1 protein-coding gene is annotated in these 3,510 nt (G+C 77.5%); it reads right to left on the reverse strand.

Annotated features, from left to right (window positions below):
- Window positions 1–122 precede the first annotated feature (122 nt).
- Window positions 123–3,510, reverse strand: a 3,388-nt coding sequence (locus NBW84_RS11350) for a cation-translocating P-type ATPase (RefSeq protein ID WP_250284372.1), incomplete at its 5' end; no start/stop codon positions are given.

Raw genomic sequence — 3,510 nt, forward strand, 5'->3', positions numbered from 1 at the left:
CCGGCCCCGCCGGTGAGCCCAGGGTCTGCCGTCCGCGTGCCGGCAGTCTCAAGAGGGGGCGCGTCATCCCCGGCAACGGTTTTCAACGCCGGGCGGGCCGTCCAACCTGTCGGGAGGAACATTCAGCCCGTCGGGAGGGATGAGCCCTCGGGAGGGACGAAACGGGCCGCGAGCGGCTCCAGCGTCATCGAGAGCAGGGTTCCGGCGGCCGAGGCGCCGATGGCGACGGCCCAGCCGGAGGGTCCGAGCGGGGTGCAGCCGAAGAACCGGCTCAGCCCGGGCGTCTGGACGACCATAACCAGCGCCACCACCGACCCCAGGCTGCTCAGCAGCACCGACCGGGAACGCCCGCCGACCAGCAGTGTCTGGCCGAGCTGCGCCCCGACCAGCGCCACCAGCCCGACGGTGTCGGCGTGCCGGCGCCGGCCGGTGGGACGGGCGACGATCCATGCGCCGGTGGCGGCCGCGGTGGTCGCCACCGCGCGCACCGCGACCTCCCGCAGCAGCGCGCGGCCCAGCGATCTCTCCGGCCCCTCCCCGAGCAGCTCGCCGGCCCGGCCGGGATCCGGCTGGCGCAGGGCGATGGCGAGCCCGGGGGCGAGGTCGGTGAGCAGGTTGACCAGCAGCAGCTGCCGGGCCGACAGCGGGGAGGTACCGGTGGCGACCGCGCCGAGCAGGGTGAAGGCGATCTCGCCGAGGTTGCCGCCCACCAGGATGCCCAGCGCCTGGCGCACCGAGGCCCACATCGACCGGCCCTCGACCAGGACGTCGAGGATCGTCTCCAGCCGGTCGTCGACGACCACCACGTCGGCGGCGGCCCGGGCGGCCGGGGTGCCCCGTCGGCCCAGCGCGATCCCCACGTCGGCGAGCCGGATCGCGGGCGCGTCGTTGGCGCCGTCGCCGGTCATCGCGACCACCTTGCCCAGCCGCTGGTACGACTCCACCACGCGGACCTTGTGCGCCGGGGTGCCGCGGGCGACCACCGTCACCTCGGGCAGCAGCGCGTCGAGCGCGTCGTCGTCCAGCGCGTCGATCTCCATGCCGGTCATCATCCGGCCGCCGTCGAGGACCCCCAGCTCGGTGGCGATCGTCTGCGCGGTGGCCGGGTGGTCACCGGTGATCATCACGGTCTGCACGCCAGCGTCGTGCAGCTGGACCAGGGACGGCCCGGCGCCGGAGCGGACCGGATCCGACAGACCGAGAAAACCCAGGAAGGTCAGAGCGTCGAGGTCGTCGTCCGACACCTGCCGGCTGTGATCGGGCATCGCGCGTTCGGCGACGGCGAGCACCCGGTATCCCCGCCGGCCCAGCGCGACGTGCTCGCGGGCCAGGCCCGCCCGGCCACGCCCGTCCAGCGGCACGTCGCCCCGGGCGGTCCGCCAGCGGGTACAGCGGGGCAGCAGCGTCTCGGGCGCGCCCTTGACGCTGAGCAGCACGGCGCCGCCGGTGCCGCCGGTGCCGCCGGCAGGCGTCCCCTGGGAGGTCCTCCGGGGCGTCCCGGGGGAGAGCCCGAGGGACGCGTGGTAGGAGCGGCCCGGCTCGAACGGCAGCGAGACCAGCTCCGACCAGGAGCCCAGGCCGTGGTCACGGTCGATGTCCGCGGCTGCCGCGCCCTTGGTCACCGCCCGGTCGGTGGGATGGGACAGCTTGCGCCCGTCGACCCGCGCCGGGGTGGCGCGCAGGCCGGCGGCGACCACCCGGCGCTGCCGTTTCGTCAGCTCGCCGACGGCGGCGGTGTGGCTGCCGTCCGACACCATGCCGAGCCGGATCCGGCCTCTGGTGAGCGTGCCGGTCTTGTCGAAGCACAGCACGTCCACCCGTCCGAGCGTTTCGATGGTCCGCGGGTTGCGCACCAGCGCGCCGCGGCCGGACAGCCGCCGGGCCGCGGACAGCTGCGCGGCCGTGGCCAGGAACGGCAGGCCCTCGGGCACCGCGGCGACGGCGAGCGCCACACCCGCGCTCAGCGTGTCGCCGGCGGGCCGGCCACGGACGAGCCCGGAGGCGAGCAGGACCGCGGCCGCGCCGAGCGCCACCGGCGCGGTGAACTCGGTGATCGCGGCCAGCCGGGCCTCGACACCGACAGCCTTGGCCGGGCCGGCGGCCGTGGCCATGCCACGGCCCGCCTCGGTGGCCGGGCCCGTCGCCACGACGGCGGCCGTCGCGGCGCCCGCGACCACGGTGGTTCCCTCGTACACCATCGAGGTGCGCTCCGCGACATAGCTGGCGGCGACCGGACGCGGCGACTTCGTCACCGGCAGGGACTCCCCGGTCAGCGACGACTCGTCGACCTCCAGGCTGGTCGCCGACAGCAGCCGGGCGTCGGCGGGGACGACATCCCCCGGCCCGATCGAGATCACGTCGCCGGGGACCAGTTCCCGCGCGGTGAGCTCGACGTCGGCACCGTCCCGGCGCGCCCGGGCCCGCAGCGCGGACCAGGCGAACAGCTGGGCGAGCGCGCGGTCGGCCCGCCGCCGCTGCACCGCGCCCACCAGCGCCGACATGACGGCCACGCTGACCACCAGGCCCGCGTCCAGCACCGAGCCGCTGGCAGCCGACAGCGCCGCCCCGCCCAGCAGGACCGGGGTCAGCGGGCTTGCCAGCTCCCGGGCGAGCGCGGCGAGCGGGCCGGGGGCGGCCTCGCCCACCGGGAGGCCCAGCGAGGGGCCCAGCGAGGGGCCCAGCGAGGGGCCCAGCGAGGGGTCGGCGGCACGCCGCGACGCGGCCTGCGCGCTGGTCAGGCCGTCCGGTGAGCTGCCCAGCCCGGCAAGGACACGCCGCGTCGAGAGCACATGCCAGGGCGTACGCGCAATGCCCGGCGGCGACGGGCGCCGGCCGAGCTCGCGGGCCGCCCAGACGCCGTAACCGAACGCGAGGGCAGCGGCCCCGTGCACCATGAGCATCGCCCGGGAGAGCAGCCGTGGGCCGACACCGGTCAGCGCGACCAGCGCGCCGGCGCCGGAGCCGATCTGGGCGAGCCGCACCGCGTGCCGGCTCACCCGGGCCGCCACGGCGGCCGCCTCCACCAACATCGCGGCGGCTCGCAGGTCCGTCCCGACGAGGACGTCGGCGCCCCAGGCCGGCGCGCCGTCGGGGCCGTCGACTCCCACCCCGCAGTCGGCGCCGCCCACCGCGGGACGCCGGTGCGAGACGACCAGCACCCCGCCGCCCGCCGCCCGCAGGTCACCGACGGCGGCCGGCAGACGGCGCCCGCCCGGGATCACCGGGAACCCGAAGCCGTCACCCGGGCAGGCGTCACCGCCGGCCACCCGTACCGTCAGCCCGCTGCGCCGGCAGGAGGCCAGCAGCGCCTCGGCGCCCTCGGCCCGCTCGGGCACGGCCGTCACCACCGCCGTCACCGCCGTGCCCCGGGCGAGGCCGAGGATCGTGTGCGCCCCCGCCGCCCGCAGCCGCCGCCACTGCGCCCGGCCCGAGTCCTCGCCGCGCCGGCTCTCATCACGCCGGCCCTCGCCGCGCCGGCTCTCACCGCGCCGGCTCTCACCGCGCCGGCCC

The organism is Protofrankia sp. CiP1_Cm_nod2, assembly GCF_920664355.1.
Lineage (GTDB): Bacteria > Actinomycetota > Actinomycetes > Frankiales > Frankiaceae > Protofrankia.